This window comes from Nocardia sp. CNS-044 (assembly GCF_059570515.1).
Map to the genome: position 1 here is coordinate 60204 of NZ_JCANSX010000010.1, position 18760 is coordinate 78963.

An 18760-nucleotide genomic window follows, 5' to 3' on the forward strand; every position below is an offset into this window, starting at 1 on the left:
ACCCTCATCCCTTGCAGACAGGCGGAAGCGCGGCGTGATGCGGAAATCGCATGCCCAGACGACGCGACAGTCCGCTTCGAGCAGCTTGCCGACCACACGAATACCCGTACCGACCGCTCGGTAAACATCGGGTGGCTGGCGGGTGCCGCTCCGTTCGGGTACCCACCCTTACCCGCGCGCGCATCAATGGCAAATCGGCAGTGATCCTCGCCACGTCGTCTCGGCGGCGCGAACCGGCCGAACAGCGCCGTCGGAACCGCTTCCGCGCTGTTTGTCCGGTGCACTGCCGGGTAGCTGACCGGTATGGGCTTATCGGTGCGCAATATCGTGTTCAACCCGCTGGTCTCCTCCGTCGCGGGCACGGCGGTCGACGTCGCGCGCTCCGGGGTGGGGCTCGCCGTCGACACCGGGATGAAAGCCGCCACCGTGCCGATCCGCGTCGCCGAGACCGGTGTGCGCGCCGCCGTCGCGGGCGCGGAGCTGATGCTCCCCGACGCCGCCGGCCACCTGCGTGACGACCTGGCCGACCTGGTCGACCCGCACACCGGACGAACCCATCGCCGGATCGCCGTGAGCGAGGATCGCGCGACCGTCGAGGTGCGCGGCCTCACCGACATGGACAACCCGGCCATCACCAAGGCGCTCGGCAAGCGACTCGACCGGCTGCGCGCGGTGCGCTGGTGGGAGGTCAACGCGGTCACCGGACGGGTGGTCGCGGCGCTGGCCAACGGCGCGGCGGATCTGCCCGCACTGCTCGCCGAGGTGGAGCGGACCGAGCGCGAGGTCAAGGTCGCGGATCGGGAGTGGAACCGTCGCGCCGAGTTCCCCTCGGATCGAGAACCGTTGCTGGTGGCGGGGATTCAGGTCGCCGGGGATCTGTGCGCGATGGCCGTGGCGACCACGAGCTGGCTGCTGCCGATCAAGCCGCCGGTGCGGGTGCTGCGCTCGATGGCCGCGTTCACCGACGCCCAGCCGCGGCTGCGGCGCGTGCTGGAAGATCGATTGGGCCGTCCGAGAACGGATCTGGTGCTGAGCACCGCGATGGCGATCGGCAACGCGATCGGCAACGCGCCTGCCGCGGGCATGGCGAACCTGGTCGTCGACACGATGCAGCGCACTATGGTGCTGACCGAGGTCGTGGCGCGACGCGCCCAGTGGCGCGACTGGGAGTGCGAACTCACCACGCACGAGGCGCTGGCCGTCGACGATCCGTTGCCCGAGCACTCCAGGCCCGCCGAACTGCCGCGCGGGCCGGTGGAACGGGTCGCCGACGAAGCCTCGGCGGGCGCGCTGCTCAGCGCGGCCGCGTTCGGCGCCTCTCGGCGCGGGGGCGCGGCGTCGGAGGCGCTCGAGCTCGGCGCGCCGAAGGCCGCCCGAGCGACGCGGGAGGCGTACGCCGCCGCCGTCTCGATGACCCTGTCGCGCGCAGGTGTGCTCACCCTGGAGCCGGTCGTATGGCGTCGGTTGGATCGCCTCACCGCGCTGGTGGTGGACGGCGAATCGTTGCTGACCTCGCGCCGCCTGGTGCTCGCGGCCGAACCCATCGACCCGCGCTGGCGGGACCCACGCAGGCGTCTGCGGCGGGACGGCGCCGCCGCGACGGACAGCTCGTCCGAGACCTCACGGGTGTCGACCAACGGGTCGCGACCGACGCACGACGAGCTCGACGAGCAAGTGAAAGCCGACGAGGAGCGCGCCGCGGCCCACGTGTGGAGCGCCGCGCAGCGCCTGCTGCGGTCCGCGGACGGCTTGGACGACGAAGCGGGGCCGAGTGGTTCGCACGGGTTGCGCTTGGTCCAGCCCAAGAGCGGAGCGCCGGATCGCGGCGTCACGGTGCGCCCGGTCTGGCGCGAACTGCGCGACGGCGGCCGCCCGGTGGGCCGGGTCCTGATCGGGCGCGAGCTGGACCGTCGCGCGCACGCCTTGCTCGGCGCCGCGCGCACCGCGGGTCTGCGGGTGACGCTGGTCGGCGGCGAGGATGTCGCGGAATTGCGTTCCCTCGCCGACGAATTCGTCTCCGCGGGGGTGTCGATGAGCAAGCTGGTGAACGGCGCGCAGCAGGACGGTCATGTCGTCGCGGTGCTGAGTCCGCGTGCGCACAAGGCGCTGGCCTGGGCCGACGTGGCGATCGGCGTGTGCGGCGGCGAGTGCGAGTCGATGCGGCCCCCGTGGAGCGCCGATCTGATGTGCCGCGATCTGAGCCAGGTCCAGCGGGTGCTGGCCGCGGTGGTCCCGGCCAGGCAGGCCAGCGAACGCGGCCGCGCGCTGGCGCTGTCGGCGTGCGCGCTCGGCGGATTGCTGCTGGCGACCGGTCCGGCGCGGCGCGGACGCAGCTCGCCGATGGTCACCGCGCATTTCGTCGGTCTGGTCAACGGCGCGTTCGCGGGTTGGCAGGCCGTGCGCGGCGAGCCGCGCGCCACTCTGGCGCCGCTGCTGCCGTGGAACGCGCTCGAACCCGACGAGGTGCTCTCCCGGCTACCGGAGCCGCAGGCGCTGGACGCGCGGGTCACCGAGGAATCGCGCACGCCCGCGCTGCTCGCGCCCTTCGCGCCGCTGATCTCGTTCGCCGGGCAGCTTCGCCGTGAGCTGGCCGACCCGCTGACGCCCATCCTCGGTGTCGGCGCCGTCGCCACCGCCATCCTCGGCTCTCCCTCCGACGCCCTGCTGCTCTCCTCGGTGCTGACCGTCAACGCGCTGGTCTCCGCGCGGCAACGCCAGAAGGCGGAGAACGCGCTGCACCAGCTGATCGCCGAAGAAGAGGTGACCGCCCGGCTGCTGGATCGCGCCGCGGTGGGCGAGGGCGGCACCGAGCCGGCCGCCGACGCCGACGAGCGGATCGTGCCCGCCCACCGGCTCGTCCTGGGTGATGTCGTCGCGCTGCGGGCGGGCGACGTGGTGCCCGCCGACGCGCGTCTGCTCTGGGTGGACGACCTGGAGATGGACGAATCCGGACTGACCGGCGAATCGGTCACCGTGGAGAAGCAGCTGGCCGCCACGCCGGGCGCCGAGCTCGGTGACCGGGCGTGCATGGTGTTCGAGGGCAGCACGGTGGTGACCGGCGAGGCCTGCGCGGTCGTTGTCGCCGTTGGCGCCGACACGCAGGCCGGGCGCGCTACCGCGGGCGCGGTGCCGCCCGAAAAGGGCGGTGTGCAAGCGCAATTGCGACGTCTGACCGAGCGCGTGCTGCCGCTGACCCTGGCGGGCGGCAGCGCGGTGACGGCGCTGGGCGGCCTGCGCGGACAACCGCTGCGCATCGCGATCGCCGACGGCGTCGGCGTGGCCGTCGCCGCAGTACCGGAAGGGCTGCCGCTGGTCGCCACCGTGGCGCAGCTCGCCGCCGCCCGCAGGCTGTCCCGGTACGGCGTGCTGGTGCGGGCCAGCCGCACCGTCGAGGCGCTCGGCCGCGTCGACACGCTGTGCTTCGACAAGACCGGAACTCTCACCGAAGGGCGATTGCGGCTGACCACCCTCGCCGACTTGGATCGGCAGTGGCCACACGACGCCGATGTCTACAACGCGCGCCGTCTACTGCGCGCCGCCGCGCGAGCCTGCCCCGACCCGGACGACGGTCCGGTGCTGCACGCCACCGATCGCGCGGTCCTCGATGCCGCCGACGTGCTCGGCGACGACGACCAGTGGGACCCGATCGAGGAGATCCCGTTCGAGTCCAACCGCGGCTACGCCGCCGCGCTCGGGCACACCACCCGCAGGCTGCGCCTCGTCGTCAAGGGCGCCCCCGAGGTGGTGCTGCCCCGGTGCGCGAAGGTGCGCACGGGCGATGAGGACAAGCAGACGCTCACCGACCACCATCGCGAGCGCGCCCAAGCGGTGGTGCGTGATCTCGCCGAACAGGGCCTGCGGGTGCTGGTGGTGGCCCGCCGCGACTTGGCCGAGAAGCCGGCGGACGTCGAGGAGGCGGTCGGCGAACTCACCCTCCTCGGCTTCCTCGGGTTGGCCGACACGCCGCGCCCGCAGACGCTTCCGCTCGTGCAGGCGTTGCGCGAGAACGGCATCGGCATCCGCATGATCACCGGCGACCATCCGGTGACCGCGGCGGCCGTCGCACGACAGCTCGGCATCGACGCGGAGTCGGTGACCACCGGCGCCGATCTGGACCGCCTCGACGACAGCGAACAGACGAAGCTGATCGAGCGGACGACGGTGTTCGCCAGGGTCGCCCCCGAGCAGAAGGTGCGCATCGTCGCCGCGCTGCGCCGCGCGGGGCATGTCGTCGGCATGACCGGCGACGGCAGCAACGACGCGGCCGCGATCCGCAGCGCCGACGTCGGAATCGGTTTGGCCGCACACGGTTCCGCCGCCGCCCGCAACGCCGCCGACTTGGTGCTCACCGAACCGGACCCGACCGCCCTGCTACACGCGCTCGTGGAGGGACGCGGCATGTGGCAGCGGATCAACGACGCCGTCGGCGTGCTGGTCGGCGGCAACGCGGGCGAGGTGGCGTTCACGTTGTACGGCACCGCCGTCAGCGGACACGCACCGCTCGGCACCCGCCAGTTCCTGCTGGTGAACATGCTCACCGACATGTTCCCCGCGCTGGCGCTCGCGCTCTCTCCCGACCGCGCCGAACAGGACGCCACCGATCCCGAAGAGCGCGCCAGGCAGTTGTCCGAAATCCCGCCCGCGCGGCTCGGACCGGAGCTTGCGCACACCATCGCGGTCCGCGGCGTCACCACCGCCGCGGGGGCGGCGACCGCGTGGACCATCGCCCGCTACACCGGGTCGCAGCGCCGGGCCGCCACCATCGGTCTGGTCGCGCTGATCGGCACCCAGCTCGGGCAGACGCTGGTCTCCGGGCACCGCAGCCCGCTGGTCTGGGTGACCACCGCGGCCAGCGGCGTGGTGCTCGGGGCCGTGGTCATGACCCCGGGTGTGTGCGGCTACTTCGGCTGCACCCCGCTGGGCCCGATCGGCTGGACCATCGCGGCGACGACCGCCGCCGCGGCCACCGCGGGCTCGGTGGTGCTCCCCCGCTTCCTGCCGGCACCGGCGGCGACGGACTGACCGCGGACGCGAGAAGATCGGCGCGGCACCGGTGCCGCGCCGATCGCTCGGTCGTTTCCGGTCAGGACTCCTCGGGGCCCCTGGTGAGCGGGGGCTGGTCCGGAGCGACGTCCGGTTCCTCGGCGTCGAGACGCTCGCCGATCGACTCGCCCGCGCGCTGCTCGGCAGGCGACCGGGCGTAGCGCTCGGCGCCGGACCACGCGTCGGGCGGGTCCATCGCCTGCTCGAGCGGGTCGGCGTCGAGTTCGTCCTCGTCGAGCTGTTCGGTGGTGGACGGAATCTGATCGGTCCACGCCGTGTCGTCCAGCGGCTCCTCGCCTATCGGTTCACTCATGCTTGGGGTTTTGCCGCTGCCGAGCCGACGAAACGGATCAGCGGTCCTCGCGGCGCGGTCGCTCCAGCCGGTTGAAATTGCTCGGCGAGCCGTCGGCCCGTTGCTCCTGGTAGAGGAAGCGCAGCCGCCGGTCGTCGAAGGTCTCGAACCACTCGTCCCAGCCGACCGGGCGCAGCACCGCCCCGCCGTAGCCGGGGAAGTCGAAGCGCAGCACGCCGAGGCGGCCGTTGTACTCGCTGCCCGGCATGGTGGCGGGACGAGCTCCGCGCTCCTCGGCCCACCGTCTGATCACGTCGTGGTTGCGCGTGATCAGGGTGCGGCCCGCTCGGTCCGGCCGCTGCGTCGGCGACGTGATCTCCTGTGCCTGCTGCAGCGACCTCGAATGCCCGGGTCCGGTGTACGGAGTCCGGGTGGCGGGTCGTCGTTGATCGTCCATGACGACTCCCTCTGCGCCCTCGTATCTCTTTGTCCGGTTGTTCCCCCTTTACCCGAACCGGATCGTCGGCAAACGAGAGTGAGGCGTACACCGCACCCGATTCGTCCCGTGCTGGGTGGGTACCCGGCTCGGTGACCGGCCCGCTCCGCCGCGCGGTTTCCGGCGCCGCGGGTCACCACCGAGGAGATGTCGCATGGACGACCACACGCCACAGCCGATGCCCGATCCCATTCCGCCGATTCCGGAGCCCGACCCGGTGCCGACGCCGCCGGAGCCGGAGCCGATCCCGAATCCGGACCCCGCGCCGCATCCGTTCCCGCCCCCGTTCCCGCCCGATCCGGGTCCGTCGCCGCTGCCGCCGGAACCAGATCCGAGCCCGGCGCATCCCTTCCCCCCGGAACCGGATCGGCCCACGCCGCCGGTGCCCGGCCCGGACCCGCGCGAACCCGGTACCCCGCCGGTGCCGGGCCCGGGTCATCCCCCGCCGGAACCGTCGCCCAGTCGTCCTACTCCGGGGCCGGATCCGGCGCCCCCACCGCCGAATCCGGTGTGAGCCGCGCGGGCGCCGCGCCAATGAATCGCAAAGCGCCGTGGGCCCGTGCCAACGAGTCGCGGACGTCGCGTCGATCAGTCGCGCAGCGCTTCCTCGCGCAGCCAGCGCAGCGTCTTGGCCAGGATCCGGGAAACGTGCATCTGGGAGACGCCGAGGACGTCGGCGATCTGCGTCTGGGTCTTGCCCTCGAAGAAGCGCATGACGAGGACCTGCCGTTCGCGGTCGGGCAGGTCGGAGATGAGCGGCTTGACCGCCATGAAGTCCTCCACCAAGTGGTAGGACGGTTCGTCTGCGCCCAGGCTTTCCAGCAGCGGAAGCGGGGCGCTGTCGATGTCGTCGCCCGCGACGGCGTCGATGGACGACGATTGGTAGGCATTGCCCGCGATCAGGGCCTGGGTGACCTCGACCAGGTCGACGTCGAGTTCGTCGGCGATCTCCCTGGCGCGCGGCATCCGGCCGAGCCGTTGCGAGAGCGCCTCCACGGTCGCGCCGATGCTGAGCTGAATCTCCTTGGTGCGCCGTGGCACCCGCACGGCCCAGGTGTTGTCGCGGAAGTGCCTGCGGACCTCGCCCATGATGGTGGGCACCGCGAACGCCAGGAACGACGAGCCACGGCTCACGTCGAACCGGTCGGCGGCCTGCACCAAGCCGAGGCGCGCGACCTGGAGCAGGTCGTCGAAGATCTCACCGCGCCCGGAGAACTTGCGGGCGATGTGCTCGGCCAGCGGCAGGCACCGCCCGATCAGTTCCTCTCGGAGGGCTGCGCGGCGCGGGTCGTCGGGGCCGAGGGCGGCGATCTTCTCGAAGAGCGGCTCGATGTTGTCGTAGCTGTCGCCCGCCGATTTCGATTCACCCGCCATCGGCGCCCCCTCGCACCCAGGTGAAGTCGACAACCGTCGGGTACCCCGACAGCGCTCCGTCGTAGGGCTCCTGCTGCGCCGCGATCGATTCGGTGAGGGTCCGCACGATGTGCCATCCGAAACCGGCCTGTTCCACTACCGATTCGGTCGTGGCCACCGAGGAGACGTGCACGAACATGCGGTTCTCGTCGTAGGTGAAAGCGCAGTCGACATTCGAGCCGGGCACCGCGTCCAAGATCAGCGCGGTGGCGACCTCGTCCAAGGCCAAGCGGATGTCGGTCACTTCATCGATGGCGAAATCCGCGATGAGGGCCACGGTTTCGGCGAGCGCGCGGAGCATCGTCAGCTGCTCGAGGCGCGCGGGCACGCGCACCCCGATGGTCGTCGTTTCCGTAGAGGACTGAGAGGTCCACTCCCCCATAACCCATCACCACCTTGTTTCGCGCGGCCGATCCGTCAGGCTACCGCGCAACAATCACCGAACACCTCGAGGTGAGGCGACCGCGGCGTCCCTCATCGTTGCGCTTACCCGTCGGACACGAACTGAAACGTCGGTTATCGCCGACGCGGGTACCCACCCTACCGCCGCACCCGTTCGTGGGCGGTCAGCAACAGGTGATCGAATTCCGTGCGCAGGCCGACGGCGACCTGCGTCGTGGCATGCATATCGGCGATCAACTGGGAGGCGAGCGAGCGCAGTTTCACGTTGGTTTCCTGGGAACGCCAGCTCAGCACTCGGAAGGCCTGTTCCGCGCTGATGCCGTACACCAGCATCAGCGCGCCCTTGGCCTGTTCGATGATCGCGCGCGCCTCGTACAACTCCGGCAGAGTGTCGTCCAGCGTCTCCTGCCGGTGCTCCTCGAGCGTGTCGGTGACATCGATGTAGTAACCCGCGGTGCCGACCACCTCGCCGGATTCGTCGGTCATCCGGTCGGCCACCACGATCATGTGGTGCACCGTGCCCTTCGTGTCGATGATCCGGTGCCTGCTGGAGAACGGCTCGCCGGTCTCGATGGAGTTCGCCAATACCGTGGCGACCTGCTCACGGTCCTCGGGATGCTTGTGCGAGAGCAACAGTTTCGTCGTGGGCCGCACCGTTCCCGGCGAGTACCCGTGCATCAACGCCACCTCGTCCGACCACTCCCACCGCTGGTCCGCGAACCAGAATCGGAAACTGCCGACACTCTGCGGCGTCCCCATACCGATCACCCGGTTCAGCGCGAACGCGTCTTCGGGCTGAACCGACCCACTCTCCGTCACACGGCAAGTATCCGTCCTCGGCGGGTGAGCGGCGAGCAGATCGATGCGGCCGAGGACTATCGGCCTCACGCGTCCAGTGCGGCGCGCATGGAGGGGTAGCGGAAGAACAACGAGCGAACGCCCGCGACGTCGAGCGCCCGTTCGATCTCGGCCCGACCGGCTACGACACGCAGGTCGACGCCCGCGCACGCGGCCCGTTGCCGGAGCGTGCCCAATGCGCTCGCGGTCCGGATGCTGAGGAATCTGGCGGCGCGTAGATCGACGACCACGGCCTGGCACCCCGCTCGCGTCGCATGTTCGACCGTTTCCCGGAATCGGTCGTGCACGAGCGCGTCGATTTCGCCCTCGACGCGGACCACGACGCACTGTCGGCGCCGGTCGACCCGCTGCGACCACATGCGGCTGTCGGGCTGCGAGTGCGCACCACCTGGACGAGCGCTCGGATCGACTCCGTCGATGCGGTGCCGGGGTAGAGCGGCGTCAACTGGCATGGCAAACCTCCCTTGGCAAAGGGATGTCCGGCTCGGTGCGATCGGCTCGGTCGACGGGCGAGCGCCGTCGATGGGAGGGGGCACGGTGGGATGACGGCCCGCTGTCGGGTACGCGGTGCGTCGAGCCGCCGCGTGCCGGGCCTGTCAGCCACCTGGCGGCACGCTCGGAGTTCGTCCCAGCGCGCCCGCCGATCGGCATCGATCGGCAGTTGCCGTCACGCTCCCGTCCGAATGATCGCGGTGGCCCGTCGTCTGGGCCGACCGCGTCGAACCGGGTTCGGCTGTAGTCTCAACCTCCCTACAGTCTGGCACGTCCGCCCGGCGGTGTCAGGGACTTGTCTCAGGCAGGCACCGCGGAGGTCGCCCGGCGCCAGATGCGGTGCCTGGCCAGCGCGTCGGCGAAGGCGTCCACGAAATCCCCAGGTAGTGAGCCGCCGCTCGACTCGGTGGTGACCACGCCCTGTTCGATGCCGAGCCCGCCATCCGGTGGCGTCTCGGGGATGATCCCGGAGATGCGCAGCACCGAGACGCCCGCGCCGAAGGCGGCGACGGCTTTCGCGTGCTTGAACGCCTCCAGCACGAAGTGCACCGCGGAACCGTTGCGCGCCAACGTCTCCGCCGCGCCGGGACCGCCGGGGACGACAACGCCGTCGTAGAGCACCGAGGCGGCGGTGGCCAGCGACCGGTCGACATCGAGCTGGTCGCCGTCGGATCCGTCGCCCCTGATTCGTCCGCCGTGCAGGCCGAGCACCTCGACGATCGCGCCGCGTTCGGTCAGCGCCGTGCGCAGCGCGCGCACCCCGGCCGCGTCGATGCCGTCGGCGGCCAGCACCGCGATCTTGCGGGTCCGGATCGTGTCCATCGCGGTGTTGGCCTGGGACAGCGCGGGCGAGACGAAGGAATCGGAGGTGTCGATGTCGGACTCCGGGGCGGAAGTGCCCAGCTTGCCCGCCACTCGCACCGCGAGGTCGGTGTCGATGCGGACCAGGTGCTCCACGACCCGCTCGCGGATCTCCGTCCGATTCACCTTGCCCAGCTCGAAGGCGAACGCGTCGACGATGTGCTCGGCCTCGGGCGGGGACATGCTGCGCCAGAACATCCTCGGCTGCCGGTAGTACTCCTTGAAGCTCTCCGCGCGCTTGCGCTGCGCTTCGCCGTCGATCCGTTGCGGATAGTGTTGGTAGGCACCGGAATCGGCCAGGAACGGGCACCCGCCGCCGATGCTGTTCTTGGTGTAGGAGGCGGGCCCGACCGGGATGGCGTGCTGGCCGTAGCCGTCCTGCTGGTGATTGCGGACCTCGGCCACCGGCCGGTTGATCGGCAGCTGGGCGAAATTGGGACCGCCGAGCCGGATCAACTGGGTGTCCAGGTAGGAGAAGTTGCGCAGTTGCAGCAGCGGATCGTTGGTGAAGTCGATGCCGGGCACCAGGTTCGCGGTGTGGAAGGCGACCTGTTCGGTCTCGGCGAAGAAGTTGTTCGGGTTGCGATCGAGCACCATGCGCCCCACCGGGCGGACCGGGACCTGCTCCTCGGGAATGATCTTGGTCGCGTCGAGCAGGTCGAAATCGAAGTCGAACTCACGCTCCTCGGGCACCAGCTGAACGCCGAGCTCCCATTCGGGGTACTGGCCCCCCTCGATGCAGTCCCAGAGATCGCGGCGATTGAAATCGGGATCGCGCCCGGCGATCTGCTGGCATTCGTCCCACACCAGCGAGTGCACGCCGAGCTTCGGCTTCCAGTGGAACTTGACGAAGGTGCCCTTGCCCTGCGCGTTCACCAGCCGGAAGGTGTGCACGCCGAAGCCCTGCATCATCCGGTAGCTGCGCGGCAGTGCCCGGTCCGACATCAGCCACATGATGGCGTGCAGGGTCTCCGGTTGCAGCGACACGAAGTCCCACAGGGTGTCGTGCGCCGAGGCGGCCTGCGGAATCTCGTTGTGCGGCTCGGGTTTCACCGCGTGCACGAAGTCGGGGAACTTGATGCCGTCCTGGATGAAGAACACCGGGAAGTTGTTGCCGACCAGATCGAAATTGCCCTGGGCCGTGTAGAACTTGGTGGCGAACCCGCGCACGTCGCGGACCGTGTCGGCGGAACCGCGGGATCCGGCGACGGTGGAGAACCGGACGAAGACCGGGGTGCGCACGCTCGGGTCGGTCAGGAACGCCGCCGCCGTGACGTCGGCGAGCGCGTTGTCGTAGGGCTGGAAGTAGCCGTAGGCGCCCGCGCCGCGTGCGTGCACCACGCGCTCGGGGATGCGCTCGTGATCGAAGTGGGTGATCTTCTCCCGCGCGTGGAAGTCGTCCAACAGCGTGGGTCCGCGATCCCCCGCGGCCAGCGCGTCGTCGGTGCTCTCGACGCGCACGCCCTGCTGGGTCGTCAGATAGCCGCTCTCCCGATCGACACGGTGCGCGTCCAGCTGTCGCTGCTTGGAATCGGCACCGGATCCGCCGACGCCGTTGTCCGATCGCTCGTTCACTGGCTTCCTCCTGCCTGCCGTCAATCGCTCTCGTCCGGCCGACTGCCCGCATTCGGTGCAGGTAAACCGCGCTCATCCGGACATTTCCAGCCGAAAAGGCCGGGCCGCACCGTTTGCGCGCCACGGTGGCGGGCATATCCCGCACATATCGCCGACGACACGTCCGGCCATGGCCGCGCCGAGTATCGGCATGCGCCCGCCTTCTCGCCGGAACGGAGTAGCCGTGAAGATCGCCATGGTTTCCGAACACATCAGCCCGCTCTCGGATCCCGGCGGCGGCGCGGGCGGTCAACAGGTGCACGTCGCGGCGCTCTCCGCGGCGCTGGCCCGTCGCGGGCATCGGGTCACCGTCTACACCCGGCGTGACGACCCGCACGTCCGGACCGAGGTGGCGACCCGCGACGGCTACCGCGTCGTGCACGTCCCCGCCGGGCCGCCGCGGCCACTCGGCCGCGACCAGACACTGCCCCACCTCGGCGAATTCGGCACGTTCCTGCGCAAGCACTGGGCCATCGACACCCCCGATCTGGTGCACGCGCACTTCTGGATGTCCGCGCTGGCCGCCGAGCTGGCGGCACGGGCGCACGACATTCCGGTGGTGGTGACCTTCCACGCGCTCGGCACCGTCAAGCGCCGCCACCACGGACTGGCCGACACCAGCCCACGCTCCCGAATCCGATTCGAGCGGCTCATCGCGACCAGGGCCGCGCACGTACTGGCGACCAGCGCCGACGAGGCCGTCGAACTCGTCAGGATGGGCGTGCCGCGTTTTCGTATCTCGGTGGCGCCCTGCGGAGTCGATCTCGGGACCTTCCGCCCCGAGGGTGGCGTCGCCGACCGCAAGGCGCGCCACCGGATCTTCGCGGCGGGCCGACTGGTGCGCAGGAAGGGATTCGACCTCGCGGTGCGCGCCATGCCCGACCTGCCCGACACCGAACTGGTGATCGCGGGCGGTGCGGTCGGCGACGACGTGGACGACGACGCCGAAGCCAAGCGGTTGCGTCGCATCGCCGTGGAAAACGGTGTGCACGAACGGGTTCGGCTGCTCGGCCGGGTCTCGCACAGCGCTATGCCGCGGCTGTACCGCTCGGCCGACGTGGTGCTGTGCACGCCCTGGTACGAGCCGTTCGGCTTGGTTCCGCTGGAGGCGATGGCCTGCCGGAAGCCGGTGGTGACCACCGCGGTCGGCGGCATGCTCGACACCGTGGTGGACGGAGTCACGGGCAAATTCGTCGCACCGCCCGAGCCGGATGTCGTGGCCCGTGCGGTGCGCCCGCTGCTCGAGGACGCGACATTGCGCGAAACCTGGGGCGCGGCCGGGTATCAGCGGGCGAGCAGCCGCTATTCCTGGGATGCGGTCGCCGCCGCGACGCTGTCGGCGTATCGGCGTGCCGCGCCCGCGCGGGCCTCGGTGGTCACGGGTGCCGTTGGCTCCGGGCGCGCCATCGCCACGGCGCGATGAGCCAGGCCGCGGCGAAAAGCACCGCGGCGACGACGCCCGCGACCACGCCCGCCACGTCCCCGGCGACCACGTCTACCACCAGGACCAACGCCCCCGTCAGCGCGATAGCGAGTAAGGCGACACCCGCCATGGCGCACCGATGCGCGGCCGAGACGACGTTGCCCAGCCGATGCCTGCGGAACAGGATGCGATGCCAGGACACCGGCGCCACCAGGAACACCGTGGCGCCGAACGCCGCGCAGACGGTAACCAGATACAGCGTGCGCATCTGCTGCGACACCACCGCGAACTCGGGTTGGAAGGGCAAGAGCAGCAGCGCGCCGATGAGGAACTGCACGCCGGTCTGTACGACGCGCAGTTCTTGGATCAGGCTGGCCCAGTTGCGGTCGAGTCGTTCGAGCTCGGTTTCGTCCCGTCCCTCGTAGGCCCTTGCCGGGCGCTGCGAGGTGTCCTCATTGTCGTGCACTTGCGGTCTTCCGGCGATTCTCCTTCTCGATCGCCGAGATGAGCTCTTCTTTGGTCATCTTCCAGCGCCCGGTGATCGACAGGCGACCCGCGACATTGATCAGGTGCTTCTTCGTCGCATTGGCGTTCACGCCTTCGGCCGTCCGGCCCCGGGCGTTCGGGCCCCCGCTCTCGGCGCGCTCGTCGGAGGGTCCGCGCCGCTCTTTCGGCTCCCAATGGTCGCCGATCTTCTCGTAGCTGTGCTTCAACGCGCTGTAGCCCACACGGTAGGCGCGTTCTTCGCTGCCGTACTCCTCGAGGGCGGCGTCGTGCGCCTTCGCGAACGTTCGCTGCGCCTTGTCGTCGGACCGGCGCACGGTGCTCGGCAGCTCGGACTTCTTCGCCTCTCCACTGCGGGTTGTCTTCGGCATGTCACCGCCCCTTCCTAGTGGTCGGCCGCGGTCGTTTCCGGCCGAGGTGTACGTCATCGCATACCCGGTCAGGCCCTGATTAACCCGGAATCCGCCGGGTACCACCGCAGCATGGTCGCGACGATGGACGAACTGCTGCACGCGCTGACCCGCGCCGCCAACACGCTGCTCGACGCGGAGATCAGGTTCGCGGTGGCGGGTGGCTGCGCGGTGTACGCCCGCGGCGGTCCCGCGTCGGATCACGATGTGGATCTGTTCGTGAAACCCGCCGATACCTCGCGCGCCATCCAGGCACTCGCGCGGGCGGGTCTGCGGGTGTGCCAGCCGCCCGAGGACTGGCTGTCCAAGGTCTACGACGGCGACACCCTGATCGACGTCATCTACCGGCCCAACTGCCGCGACGTCACCGACGAGTTGCTGGACCGTGCCACGGTCATGCGCGTCGGGCCGACGGTGGCGCCGGTGATCAGCGCGACCGACCTGATGATCGACAAGCTCCTCGTCTTCGACGCGCACCGGCTGGATCTGAGCCCGCTGCTGCACATCGCGCGCGATCTGCGCGAGCAGGTGGACTGGTCCGTCGTGCGCAGTCAGACGAAGGAATCACCCTATGCCCGAGCCTTTCTCGGCCTGGTCGACGACCTCGGTATCACCGACGCGGGCCGGGCCGACCCGGGCACTCGAGACCGAGAAGAAGGCTGAGCCGATGGAAAAGCCCCAGTACCTCGTGGCCCGTCTGCGCCGCGCGCTCGCCGAGGACCCGCGCACCGCCGAACTCGGCGTGCAGGTCACCATTCGCGGTGAGGTGGTGGTGCTCGACGGCGAAGTGACGAGCGAACAGCGCAAACAGCAGATGGAAGCGGTCGTGCGCGAACAGCTGCCGGGCGTCGTCATCCACAACGACGTGCGCGTCTCGGTGCCCACCGCACCGACCGGAACCGAACACCTGTCGACGCACGAAGGGAGCTGACGCCATGCGGATCGCCGCGGTAGGCGACATACATCTGGGCGCCGAGTCCTCCGGACAGCTGCGCCCCGTGCTGCGCGAACTCCCCATGCGCGCCGACGTGCTGCTGCTCGCCGGAGACCTCACCAGGCACGGCACGCTGGACGAGGCGCGGGTGGTGGCGACGGAGTTCACCGATCTCGGCGTGCCCGTCATCGCCGTGCTCGGCAACCACGACCACCACAGCGACGCCCAAGACGACATCACCGCCCTGCTCGGCGACTACGGCATCACCGTGCTCGAGGGCAGCTCCACCACCGTCTCCGTCGACGGGCAGACGCTCGGCGTGGCGGGCACGAAGGGCTTCGGCGGCGGGTTCGCCGGTAAGTGCGCCAGCGTGTTCGGCGAGCGGGTGATGCGCGAATTCGCCTGCCACACCGTGGCATTGGCCGATTCGCTGCGCGACGCGCTGGCCGAGCTGGACACCGACGTGACCGTCGTGCTCACGCACTATTCGCCCGTCAGCGACACCCTGCACGGCGAGCCGAGGGAGATCTACCCGTTCCTCGGCTCCTATCTGCTCGGCGAGCCGATCGACGAATTCGGCGCGGATCTGGCGCTGCACGGCCACGCGCACGCGGGCACCGAGCGCGGAACGACGCCGGGCGGCATCCGGGTGCGCAATGTCGCCGAGCCGGTGATCCGGGCGGCCTACGCGATCTACGAGCTGGAACCCGCCAGGCAGCGGGTCGTCAGCGCGCCTACGTGACCGTGCGCCGCGATGAGCGGCGCACGATCGGTGGGCGGGTTGCCGCATCAGAAGTCCAGCGAGACCGCCTCCACCATGTTCCCCGCCTGCGCGTTGCCCAGGGCGGTCGCGACATCGGCTTGGGCGATGATGCCGACCAGCCGCCCGCGATCGAGCACCGGGATGCGCCGCACCTGGTGCTGGGCCATCAGCGACACCACCTTGCGCACGCCGTCGGTGACGTCCACCGTGTACGGCACACCGCCCGCCAGCTCCCCCGCCGTCACCTGCTGCGGATCCTTACGCGCCGCAACGACTTTCACCACGATGTCGCGGTCGGTGAGGATGCCGTGCAACCGGTTGTCCTCGCCGCAGATCGGTAACGCGCCGATGTCGAGTTCGGCCATCTGGTCCGCCGCCTCGGCCACGGTGTCGCCCGCGCGAATACAGTGCACGCCCGCCGTCATGATGTCGCCTGCCGTTGTCATCCCCGACCTCCCTGGTCCACGTGAGAGGCGCCACGGTATGGGCGCCTCGGTGACCGCGTACCCGGGTCGCGCTCGGGTACACGGGTTCTCGGGTATCCAGGTTTCGGGCGAACGCGCCGGGGCACACCGGGCGTATGGAAGCTCCGACGATCACTTCGAACGGGGCGGCCGGACCGCTGAACGTCCTGGTGTGGCACGCGCAGAGCCCGTGGATGACAGCTTTCGTCCAGGGCGGGCACCGCTATCTGGTGCCCTATGACGCACGCCGCGGCGAGTGGGCGCGTGGCCGGTGCGGTCGTCCCTGGCCCGCGAACGCGGTCGACATCGCACCCGCCGATCTGGTCGACACCGACATCGATCTCGTTGTCCTGCAACGCCCGAGGGAGATGGACCTCGCGCACGAATGGCTCGGTCGCGCGCCGGGCATCGACGTGCCCGCGGTCTACGTCGAACACAACACGCCACATCAGCACGCGGCGCTGACCAGGCATCCCCTGGCTGGCCGCTCGGACATCCCGCTGGTGCACGTCACCCAGTTCAACCGGCTGATGTGGGACAACGGCCGCTGCCCGAGCACGGTCATCCGCTACGGGATCCCCGATCCCGGCCAGCGGTACACCGGTGAACTGGCCAGGGCCGCGACGATCATCCACGATCCGGTGCGCCGCTGCCGCATCACCGGCACCGATCTGCTCGCGCCGCTCTCCGAAGCCGCGCCGATCGATGTCTACGGCGCGGGCACCGAACGGCTGGCTGCCGCGCTGCACCGCCCGCCCGACCGGATCACCGGCGCGGGCGATCTCGAACAGGACCGGCTGTACGAGGAGCTGGCCCGCCGCCGCGTGTTCCTGCACGTGCCGCGCTGGACCTCGCTGGGCATGTCGGTGCTGGAGGCGATGTATCTGGGCATGCCGATCGTGGCGCTCGGCACCACCGAGGTCTCCGCCTCGATCCCCGCGGAGGCCGGGGTGGTGTCGACCGAGCCGGAGATCCTGGCCGAGGCGGTCCGGCAGTTCCTGCACGAACCCCTGTTCGCCGAGCTGGCGGGCAAATCGGCAAGGCAGTGGGCGCAGGCCAATTTCGGTCTCGCCGAGTTCCTGCAGGCCTGGGACCGGCTGCTCACCGACCTCGTCGCCAGCCGCCGCTGATTGACCGGTGATTCCCCGGGTACCCGTCGAACGGCACCCGTTCGCTGGTTGCACTCGGAAGGAGACCACTATGCGTGCCGAGAACAATTTCCGAGACGACAAGAAGCCGGAAGGCGTATTTCCAGACCACCACCGCACCACCCGGACACACGCGGGCGAGGCGATCGAGGACGCGAAGAACTGGCCGGGCATGGTCCTGGTCGGCGTCGGCATCGTGCTCGTCGCGCTGACGCTCACCGCGGCGGGCTACGGCTTCGAGGGCTGGGCGATCGTCGCGGGCATCGCGGCCGGGCTGAGCATCGTCGTCGGCGCCGCGCTGGTCTTCGCCGAACACAAGCGCGTCCAGCGCAAGCACGGCGACTTCTACGACGACCGGGGGCACTGATCGTGCACCACCGATCACCGGAAGCCGACGGCCGAACTCGGCTGCCGAGCCGGAGTCTGGCCGTGCTCGCCGGGCTGGTGACCGTGGGCTCGCTCGTCGCCGGATGCGGCGGCGACGGCAACACCGACCCGGTACCCGCCACCCCCACCGAGGGCACCATCTCGCTGACCATCGCGGCGCCGACGAGCGCCGACGTGCCCGATCCCAACGCCGACGTGCCCAATCCCGACGAGGTGACGCCCGAGGCCGCCGCGCAGCTGTGCGACATGATGCGCGCCGAGGTCGGCAACTGGAGCGAACAGGGTGAGATCGTCGGCCGGGTCAGCTTCAACGGCACGGTGCACAACTGGGCGGTGCGCAACGGCGGACTCAACGACGCCGTGCTCGCGGATCAGTCGATCATCGACACCGCCACCATCCAGCAGTGCCCCGACGTGCGCCAGCAGGTGCTCGACGCGCTCAACCTCGATGACCTGGCCGCCGGCCTCGCCGGATTCTGAGCCGCCCCGACACAGGAGAGTTTCGATGAGAATGCGTAGCCTCGCCGTCGCGGCGCTGGCCTCGGCCGCGATGTTCGCGGCGGGTTGTGCGGAGGCCGAGAAGGCCGTCAACAAGGGCGGCGACACGCCGTGCAGCGAGTTCGTCGAGCAGGACGCCGACAAGAAGCGGACCACCGTCACCAAGTTCCTCGAGCAGGAGCGCAGCGGTCAGGAGGCGCCGGACGACCGCATGGTCGACGCCGCCATCGCCTCGATCGAATTGATGTGCACCGCGCAGGCCAATCCGGACACACCGATCCGGAAAGCGGACCTGACCGGCATCTTCGTTCCGAAGTAAGACAACGAAAAACGGGGTGTCCGGCTCGAGCCGGACACCCCGTTTTTTCACCGCGTGGCGCGGGTGCGGGGACTACTGCCCCTTCTGGTGAGCGCGCTGACGCTGCTCGTCGGCCGACGCCTCGGCACGCTCCTTCTCGGCTGCGGCTTCCTTCTGCGCGGCCTCGCGCTGGGATTCGGCCTTGTCCTGCTGGGCTTTGCCCTCGTCGCGCAGATCGTCGTTTCCGAAGACGCTTCCGGCGGCCTCCTTGGCCTTGCCCTTGACGCCTTCGACAGCGCCTTCGACGCCTTCCCGGGGACCACTCTTGTGCTCGGACACGATATCTACCTCCGAAATATCGGTTATCAGGTGGACAGTGGCGGTCTACCCGGCCGAGGCGGGCTCAATCAGCGGTGCGGATATTCGCCGAAGTCGATCACGCGTGGTCGCCCGTTGGAAG

General features: G+C 70.1%; 21 protein-coding genes. 10 read left to right on the top strand and 11 right to left on the bottom strand.

What is annotated here, in order from left to right:
* The first annotated feature begins 315 nt into the window (after nucleotides 1-315).
* Complete coding sequence (locus T333_RS26215; RefSeq protein ID WP_496426168.1) at nucleotides 316-5022, top strand: cation-translocating P-type ATPase; 4707 nt, start codon at nucleotides 316-318, stop codon at nucleotides 5020-5022.
* Nucleotides 5023-5083: 61 nt separating this feature from the next.
* On the opposite strand, the gene T333_RS26220 is transcribed toward T333_RS26215, so the two are convergent.
* Together T333_RS26220 and T333_RS26225 are read right to left on the bottom strand one after the other, a co-directional pair.
* Nucleotides 5084-5356 carry a hypothetical protein gene (locus T333_RS26220; RefSeq protein ID WP_355001555.1) on the bottom strand — a complete coding sequence of 91 codons (273 nt, stop codon included), beginning with the start codon at nucleotides 5354-5356 and terminating at the stop codon, nucleotides 5084-5086.
* 37 nt (nucleotides 5357-5393) lie between these two features.
* Entirely contained in the window at nucleotides 5394-5792 is a 399-nt protein-coding gene (locus tag T333_RS26225) for a hypothetical protein (protein ID WP_355001556.1), read from the bottom strand.
* A gap of 193 nt (nucleotides 5793-5985) precedes the next feature.
* On the opposite strand from T333_RS26225, the gene T333_RS26230 reads away from it, so the two are divergent.
* Nucleotides 5986-6345, top strand: coding sequence for a hypothetical protein (locus T333_RS26230; protein WP_496426169.1), 360 nt, complete (start codon nucleotides 5986-5988; stop codon nucleotides 6343-6345).
* A 74-nt stretch (nucleotides 6346-6419) separates the two neighbouring features.
* Here the strand turns inward: T333_RS26230 and T333_RS26235 are convergent, their stop codons facing one another.
* From T333_RS26235 to T333_RS26255, 5 genes are all read right to left on the bottom strand, one after another.
* Nucleotides 6420-7205 carry an RNA polymerase sigma factor SigF gene (locus T333_RS26235; RefSeq protein ID WP_067777991.1) on the bottom strand — a complete coding sequence of 262 codons (786 nt, stop codon included), beginning with the start codon at nucleotides 7203-7205 and terminating at the stop codon, nucleotides 6420-6422.
* Nucleotides 7195-7626 (bottom strand): ATP-binding protein, encoded by a 432-nt coding sequence (locus tag T333_RS26240; RefSeq protein ID WP_357247287.1) that lies wholly within the window; start codon nucleotides 7624-7626, stop codon nucleotides 7195-7197. The genes T333_RS26235 and T333_RS26240 overlap by 11 nt, the downstream gene beginning before the upstream one ends.
* 158 nt (nucleotides 7627-7784) lie before the next feature.
* The gene (locus tag T333_RS26245; RefSeq protein ID WP_355001719.1) at nucleotides 7785-8405 is read right to left on the bottom strand and encodes a PAS and ANTAR domain-containing protein; all 621 of its coding nucleotides are present in this window, start codon (nucleotides 8403-8405) and stop codon (nucleotides 7785-7787) included.
* Between the two features lie 125 nt (nucleotides 8406-8530).
* Nucleotides 8531-8956, bottom strand: coding sequence for an STAS domain-containing protein (locus T333_RS26250; RefSeq protein WP_496426170.1), 426 nt, complete (start codon nucleotides 8954-8956; stop codon nucleotides 8531-8533).
* A 340-nt stretch (nucleotides 8957-9296) separates the two neighbouring features.
* Nucleotides 9297-11432, bottom strand: a complete 2136-nt coding sequence (locus T333_RS26255) for a catalase (RefSeq protein WP_496426171.1) — start codon at nucleotides 11430-11432, stop codon at nucleotides 9297-9299.
* 223 nt (nucleotides 11433-11655) lie between these two features.
* Between T333_RS26255 and T333_RS26260 the strand changes: the two genes are divergently transcribed.
* Complete coding sequence (locus T333_RS26260) at nucleotides 11656-12894, top strand: glycosyltransferase (protein ID WP_355001561.1); 1239 nt, start codon at nucleotides 11656-11658, stop codon at nucleotides 12892-12894.
* Here T333_RS26260 and T333_RS26265 read toward each other — a convergent pair.
* Together T333_RS26265 and T333_RS26270 are read right to left on the bottom strand one after the other, a co-directional pair.
* Nucleotides 12848-13360 (bottom strand): DUF6328 family protein, encoded by a 513-nt coding sequence (locus T333_RS26265; protein ID WP_496426172.1) that lies wholly within the window; start codon nucleotides 13358-13360, stop codon nucleotides 12848-12850. The two genes, T333_RS26260 and T333_RS26265, sit on opposite strands and share 47 nt — an antisense overlap.
* Complete coding sequence (locus tag T333_RS26270) at nucleotides 13347-13769, bottom strand: ChaB family protein (protein WP_355001720.1); 423 nt, start codon at nucleotides 13767-13769, stop codon at nucleotides 13347-13349. The genes T333_RS26265 and T333_RS26270 overlap by 14 nt, the downstream gene beginning before the upstream one ends.
* A gap of 123 nt (nucleotides 13770-13892) precedes the next feature.
* Here T333_RS26270 and T333_RS26275 point away from each other — a divergent pair, with 123 nt between their 5' ends.
* From T333_RS26275 to T333_RS26285, 3 genes are read left to right on the top strand one after another with little or no spacing between them, the layout of a single operon-like run.
* Nucleotides 13893-14471 carry a nucleotidyltransferase family protein gene (locus T333_RS26275; protein WP_355001563.1) on the top strand — a complete coding sequence of 193 codons (579 nt, stop codon included), beginning with the start codon at nucleotides 13893-13895 and terminating at the stop codon, nucleotides 14469-14471.
* Nucleotides 14472-14475: 4 nt separating this feature from the next.
* A complete protein-coding gene (locus T333_RS26280) occupies nucleotides 14476-14739 on the top strand; it encodes a BON domain-containing protein (protein ID WP_355001564.1) in 264 nt (87 codons plus the stop codon).
* A gap of 4 nt (nucleotides 14740-14743) precedes the next feature.
* Nucleotides 14744-15484 (top strand): metallophosphoesterase family protein, encoded by a 741-nt coding sequence (locus tag T333_RS26285; protein ID WP_355001565.1) that lies wholly within the window; start codon nucleotides 14744-14746, stop codon nucleotides 15482-15484.
* 47 nt (nucleotides 15485-15531) lie between these two features.
* Here T333_RS26285 and T333_RS26290 read toward each other — a convergent pair whose 3' ends face one another.
* Nucleotides 15532-15951, bottom strand: a complete 420-nt coding sequence (locus tag T333_RS26290) for a CBS domain-containing protein (RefSeq protein ID WP_355001566.1) — start codon at nucleotides 15949-15951, stop codon at nucleotides 15532-15534.
* Between the two features lie 134 nt (nucleotides 15952-16085).
* On the opposite strand from T333_RS26290, the gene T333_RS26295 reads away from it, so the two are divergent.
* From T333_RS26295 to T333_RS26310, 4 genes are all read left to right on the top strand, one after another.
* Entirely contained in the window at nucleotides 16086-17099 is a 1014-nt protein-coding gene (locus T333_RS26295; RefSeq protein WP_496426173.1) for a glycosyltransferase, read from the top strand.
* Nucleotides 17100-17169: 70 nt separating this feature from the next.
* Nucleotides 17170-17484, top strand: coding sequence for a hypothetical protein (locus T333_RS26300; protein ID WP_355001568.1), 315 nt, complete (start codon nucleotides 17170-17172; stop codon nucleotides 17482-17484).
* A 2-nt stretch (nucleotides 17485-17486) separates the two neighbouring features.
* Nucleotides 17487-17984: a hypothetical protein gene (locus tag T333_RS26305; RefSeq protein ID WP_357247275.1), complete on the top strand. Its 498-nt coding sequence runs from the start codon at nucleotides 17487-17489 to the stop codon at nucleotides 17982-17984.
* A gap of 25 nt (nucleotides 17985-18009) precedes the next feature.
* The gene (locus T333_RS26310) at nucleotides 18010-18321 is read left to right on the top strand and encodes a hypothetical protein (protein WP_355001570.1); all 312 of its coding nucleotides are present in this window, start codon (nucleotides 18010-18012) and stop codon (nucleotides 18319-18321) included.
* A gap of 72 nt (nucleotides 18322-18393) precedes the next feature.
* On the opposite strand, the gene mbp1 is transcribed toward T333_RS26310, so the two are convergent.
* On the bottom strand, nucleotides 18394-18639 hold the full coding sequence (mbp1, locus tag T333_RS26315) for a microaggregate-binding protein 1 (protein WP_355001571.1): 246 nt from the start codon (nucleotides 18637-18639) through the stop codon (nucleotides 18394-18396).
* Between the last annotated feature and the right edge of the window lie 121 nt (nucleotides 18640-18760).

Bases quoted from the DNA above. Each gene is read 5' to 3' on its own strand.
- T333_RS26220 (WP_355001555.1), bottom strand. From the start codon at position 5,356: ATGAGTGAACCGATAGGCGAGGAGCCGCTGGACGACACGGCGTGGACC.
- T333_RS26225 (WP_355001556.1), bottom strand. From the start codon at position 5,792: ATGGACGATCAACGACGACCCGCCACCCGGACTCCGTACACCGGACCC.
- T333_RS26230 (WP_496426169.1), top strand. From the start codon at position 5,986: ATGGACGACCACACGCCACAGCCGATGCCCGATCCCATTCCGCCGATT.
- T333_RS26235 (WP_067777991.1), bottom strand. From the start codon at position 7,205: ATGGCGGGTGAATCGAAATCGGCGGGCGACAGCTACGACAACATCGAG.
- T333_RS26240 (WP_357247287.1), bottom strand. From the start codon at position 7,626: ATGGGGGAGTGGACCTCTCAGTCCTCTACGGAAACGACGACCATCGGG.
- T333_RS26245 (WP_355001719.1), bottom strand. From the start codon at position 8,405: ATGGGGACGCCGCAGAGTGTCGGCAGTTTCCGATTCTGGTTCGCGGAC.
- T333_RS26250 (WP_496426170.1), bottom strand. From the start codon at position 8,956: ATGCCAGTTGACGCCGCTCTACCCCGGCACCGCATCGACGGAGTCGAT.
- T333_RS26270 (WP_355001720.1), bottom strand. From the start codon at position 13,769: ATGCCGAAGACAACCCGCAGTGGAGAGGCGAAGAAGTCCGAGCTGCCG.
- T333_RS26275 (WP_355001563.1), top strand. From the start codon at position 13,893: ATGGACGAACTGCTGCACGCGCTGACCCGCGCCGCCAACACGCTGCTC.
- T333_RS26280 (WP_355001564.1), top strand. From the start codon at position 14,476: ATGGAAAAGCCCCAGTACCTCGTGGCCCGTCTGCGCCGCGCGCTCGCC.
- T333_RS26285 (WP_355001565.1), top strand. From the start codon at position 14,744: ATGCGGATCGCCGCGGTAGGCGACATACATCTGGGCGCCGAGTCCTCC.
- T333_RS26290 (WP_355001566.1), bottom strand. From the start codon at position 15,951: ATGACAACGGCAGGCGACATCATGACGGCGGGCGTGCACTGTATTCGC.
- T333_RS26295 (WP_496426173.1), top strand. From the start codon at position 16,086: ATGGAAGCTCCGACGATCACTTCGAACGGGGCGGCCGGACCGCTGAAC.
- T333_RS26300 (WP_355001568.1), top strand. From the start codon at position 17,170: ATGCGTGCCGAGAACAATTTCCGAGACGACAAGAAGCCGGAAGGCGTA.
- T333_RS26310 (WP_355001570.1), top strand. From the start codon at position 18,010: ATGAGAATGCGTAGCCTCGCCGTCGCGGCGCTGGCCTCGGCCGCGATG.